We start from the raw sequence: 4166 nt of genomic DNA, 5'->3' as shown, positions 1-4166 counted from the left end.
GACATCTTGTAGCGAATCGTGAAATGTTTGTAGTGACTGAAATAAGCCATCGGTTAAGCCACCATTTCGTGATCAGTCTGAATCGCGGTCGAGCCAGAGCGATTCATGATGCAAACCATCTCATCCAAAGGGTTGAGGACTCTCGCAGATTGTCCCTCCTGTTGGCTGAGGGCATGAGCAGCTCCAAAAGCCTCGATTTCAGTGGCTCTGGATCCATGATCCGTCCAGCCGGAGGAGCCCAGCTCTTGAATTCTGTACATCAATGACGATTCGTATGTACACAACTTATGCACCCAACCTGCAAAACACGGTACAAACCACCCACATTGATCAGAAGTCTTCGGGATCACGGATGATTGATGTGGTGATAGACACAAATAAGCGCGATTTTTCAAGATTTCATCACATTCAAAGGAAATACAAGCGACGTATAGAACTCGTTGGGCATGCATGCAAAAGACCAATAAAAAGGCCGTGACCCCCCGGCCACGGCCCACGAGACGCATTCATTGAGCTTGATCTGAACCCTTCCAATTGGGCTCTTTCGTTATGGCGCATGCAATCTCCCAGATACATCAGTGTTTGTACTCAGAAGCTTCACTCAGTAACGGTGTGGATATTCACCAGGATGATCGACACGATGAACCCTCATCCCTTTGAAAGACTTACCGGATAGCAACAGCAGCTCGCTACCAGACACGGGATAGCCGAGCTCCTGAGCGATCATTGCAACCTCAGCAGCTGTCATTGCCGACTGAACGCGGCTTTGCAAACGAGAATCCCTTTGCAAGTGCACCAAAAAGGACTGGAGAGAGCTCAAATCAGATGTCCCATGTCCTTTTTCTCCGCTAGTGAATCACGAAAGGGAACCACGACGAGAGTCGACGCAAGCACAAGAACAACCGGAATGACCAACTGAAGCGGTCATGACATGACGGCCAAGGGTCGATGGAGTACGAATCAAGGCATGACCCATCACCCATCTCCAGCGATTGCTGGCCGAGAAACCGATTTGCATTCCCTTTTGCAGAATCGCAAGCCTATCTGGATACAACACACAAATCTGAGGCTTGAGGGGATCAGCTCAGCGTTCGCCTGTGCCCTGCACATGCATCAGCCCACGATCCCTGCCGGCAAAAGCGGAGAACTGGTCTCCCATTTGCAATACATGGTTGAAAACCAGGGGGAAGGCGACAACCACAACGCGGAGCCCTTCGCGCAGTGCTATCGACGCATGGCTGATCTCATTCCTCAGCTGATCAGCGAAGGATGCAATCCGCGAATCATGCTCGATTATTCCGGCAACCTTCTCTGGGGAGTTCACCAGATGGGTCGTGAAGACATCACAGGCTCACTGCGCTATCTCGCCTGTGATCCGACCATGCAACGCCATGTCGAATGGCTGGGTACGTTCTGGAGCCATGCGGTCGCGCCATCCACACCCATTCCCGATCTGAAACTTCAGATCAGTGCCTGGCAACACCAATTCGTTGATCTATTCGGGGAAGAAGCACTCCAGAGGGTGAAAGGGTTTTCACCTCCCGAAATGCATCTACCCAACCACCCAGATACACTTCATGCCTTCATCCAGGCACTCAATGACTGTGGTTACAACTGGATGATGGTTCAAGAACACAGCGTCGAAAACCTGGATGGTTCACCTCTTTCCCAGTCACAGAGGTACCTCCCCAACCAACTGGTCGCACGCAGCTCAACAGGAGAGGTTGCACGGATCACGGTGTTAATCAAGACACAGGGATCCGACACGAAACTGGTGGGGCAAATGCAGCCCTATTACGAAGCGCTCACCCTTGGACAACAACCGCTGGGAAGCAGAAACATTCCTTCCGTAGTAACGCAAATTGCTGATGGAGAAAACGGGGGGGTCATGATGAATGAATTCCCGGAGGCGTTTCTGCAAGCACACCGCAAAGCGATGCATCAGAACTCACAGGAAGACAGCGGACAAGCCCAAACGGTGGCGATCAACGGCAGCGAATGGCTCGAGCTTCTCGAGCAGGAAGGGGTGAAATCTTCCGATTTCCCTGCAGTGCAAGCTGTCCATCAACACCGGCTCTGGAAGCAGGTAGGCAGCTGTTCGAATCGTGAAACCGTCGACGCAGCAATCGATGACCTCAAAGCCAGTAACAGTGGATTCTCAATGGAGGGAGCCTCTTGGACCAACAACCTGAGTTGGGTTGAGGGGTACGACAACGTTTTGGAACCAATGAACCAATTCAGCGCAGCCTTTCATCAATATTTCGACCAGCAAACGGCAGAAGATCCATCGTTCACGACAAGCGAGAGGTATCAACAAGCATTACTGCATCTGCTTTTACTGGAGACAAGCTGCTTTCGTTACTGGGGCCAAGGCACTTGGACGGAGTACGCACGCACCATTCACAGCCGAGGCCAGACTTTGCTGAGTTAATGCCGTTCAATGACCTCTAAGGCAGCCCAGAAATGCGGTCTGCCGTCCATTGGATCAGGACGAAGGGACTCGATCAACACAGATGATCGACCATCCCTTCATGATCAACCAGCAGCACGTGATCGACGACGCACCACTCGGCGACCATCAGGTGTCTGCTCCACATCAGGCTCGCTGTCAGCACTGGTTGTGACATCTTGACCCTCTGGTTCATTCTCGGGCGGTTCTTGCTCAGCAATGAGACCCACAACAACCGCAGCCTGAACCTGATCGGACAGATCGCCAATCACCATCAGAGCCTTGAGGGTGAGCTCCAATCGAGATTCGCGAGGCAAACCTGGGCGGAGCTTCTTGACAGAACCCCATAACTCCATTCCAACTTCTTTGAGTAGCTCTTTGTCTGCCATCTAAATTATTGTCAATCACATCAACTTACCGAACGAACGGTTGGAGGGGTTGCTGAAGACGCTGGTGTACGACGGTGGATGTCCTTTCTGCAAAGCATTTGCCTTGCGAAGCGAACTGAAGGGGGGGGTTCCGGATCTCCTGATCCGAGATGGAAGGCTTGAACATGGTCTCCGAAACGACTTACGTCGACGGGGATTCAATTTGAGTGAGGGAGCCGTATTAATAGACGGAGATCAGATTTGGCACGGAAGCGAAGCAATTTCTATTCTCTGCAACGAGCTGAAACCGAGCGACCCTCTTTTGGTATTACTGAATGGGCTCTTTCGGAATAAGAAACGAGCCAGTCTTTTGTATCCAGGGTTGCTTGCTGCTCGTCAACTCGCTCTAACACTCAAAGGGTTGCCTGTTGATCCAGACCGAGCCTGAGACGTTTGATTGCGCTGCTCTTCCAGATCCATTTGATAAGAAAACTCGCGAATCTCAGCTTGCATCTCTAGGAGCATGACCACGAGTGAACGTGCCAGATCCTTGCCAAAGGAATTCTGCATAGATGACGCTCGACACAGGTCATAGTTCTTCTAGGGGACTTGAACACCCGTTCGTGGAAACGGTGTGGTTGCTGTTACACAGCTCAATACTCTTTAATTCAATCAGGATGGTGGGGAAACAAAGAAGCCTGGACATCGCATCAAAAAACCGCTCAAAAAATGATTGGATTGTCACAGCAACAGTCCCCTGGCTGGGGGGCTCTGCTTGGGAAGCTGAAAGCCCTTTGGCGAACGTTGTGGAACGACTCGATAGCGAACACGAACTTGCGTTTTGGATGCGCAGTGAGTGAGCACACCCAAGAACAACACCACAAATAGCCCCCTCAAAACACGATGATTCACGCCCTCACCTCATCAGGACAGGCACCACAGCAAGAAACGTCATTCCCGAGGATCAAGTTGCGTGCATGAATAGAATTCACAACGATTCGATCTTGATTTGATCACCATAACCAGTCCTCAAAAGGATTGAACGATTGAAGAAACAAGAATTCCGGACAAGAATAAATTTCAAACAATCATGATGACAATTCAATGAAACCTGACTGGACGAGAGCTTGCTCTTAAAAAGCATTTATTTCTTAGAACTAACGATCACCGAAGGGGCACCACCATTGGTTCCTGGCAATCCAGGAACGACCTGGGTCATACCATCCCACTTATCAAGAAATAGTTTGTACAAAACACGATCATCAAGGCTTTGGTTCAAGGTGTCGTAGCGTAAAGCCTCTTGCTCAGCAATTTTCACCTCAGTTTGAGCTCTGAGAAGTTGCTGCTCA

At 50.5% G+C, this 4166-nt stretch carries 5 protein-coding genes and 1 pseudogene; 3 read left to right on the top strand and 3 right to left on the bottom strand.

All coding sequences use genetic code 11. The annotated features are described in order from the left end of the window. Window positions 1–266 (top strand): hypothetical protein (locus NCN04_RS08830; RefSeq protein ID WP_250395841.1); only part of this gene is annotated, 266 nt, incomplete at its 5' end. A gap of 335 nt (window positions 267–601) precedes the next feature. Here NCN04_RS08830 and NCN04_RS08825 read toward each other — a convergent pair. Then, window positions 602–820 (bottom strand): Nif11-like leader peptide family natural product precursor, encoded by a 219-nt coding sequence (locus NCN04_RS08825; RefSeq protein WP_284498688.1) that lies wholly within the window; start codon window positions 818–820, stop codon window positions 602–604. A gap of 147 nt (window positions 821–967) precedes the next feature. Between NCN04_RS08825 and NCN04_RS08820 the strand changes: the two genes are divergently transcribed. Beyond that, window positions 968–2431, top strand: a complete 1464-nt coding sequence (locus NCN04_RS08820) for a polysaccharide deacetylase family protein (protein ID WP_502988774.1) — start codon at window positions 968–970, stop codon at window positions 2429–2431. A gap of 104 nt (window positions 2432–2535) precedes the next feature. On the opposite strand, the gene NCN04_RS08815 is transcribed toward NCN04_RS08820, so the two are convergent. Continuing rightward, window positions 2536–2838 (bottom strand): TIGR03894 family protein, encoded by a 303-nt coding sequence (locus NCN04_RS08815; protein WP_250395839.1) that lies wholly within the window; start codon window positions 2836–2838, stop codon window positions 2536–2538. Between the two features lie 49 nt (window positions 2839–2887). Between NCN04_RS08815 and NCN04_RS08810 the strand changes: the two genes are divergently transcribed. Next, on the top strand, window positions 2888–3265 hold the full coding sequence (locus NCN04_RS08810; protein ID WP_250395838.1) for a thiol-disulfide oxidoreductase DCC family protein: 378 nt from the start codon (window positions 2888–2890) through the stop codon (window positions 3263–3265). Between the two features lie 696 nt (window positions 3266–3961). Here NCN04_RS08810 and NCN04_RS08805 read toward each other — a convergent pair. Then, window positions 3962–4166 (bottom strand): annotated as a pseudogene (locus NCN04_RS08805) (prohibitin family protein); the annotation flags it as partial.

The sequence above is a fragment of the Synechococcus sp. MU1655 genome (genome assembly GCF_023630655.1).
Taxonomy (GTDB): Bacteria; Cyanobacteriota; Cyanobacteriia; order PCC-6307; family Cyanobiaceae; genus Synechococcus_C.
This window is presented reverse-complemented; position numbering and strand designations above follow the sequence as displayed.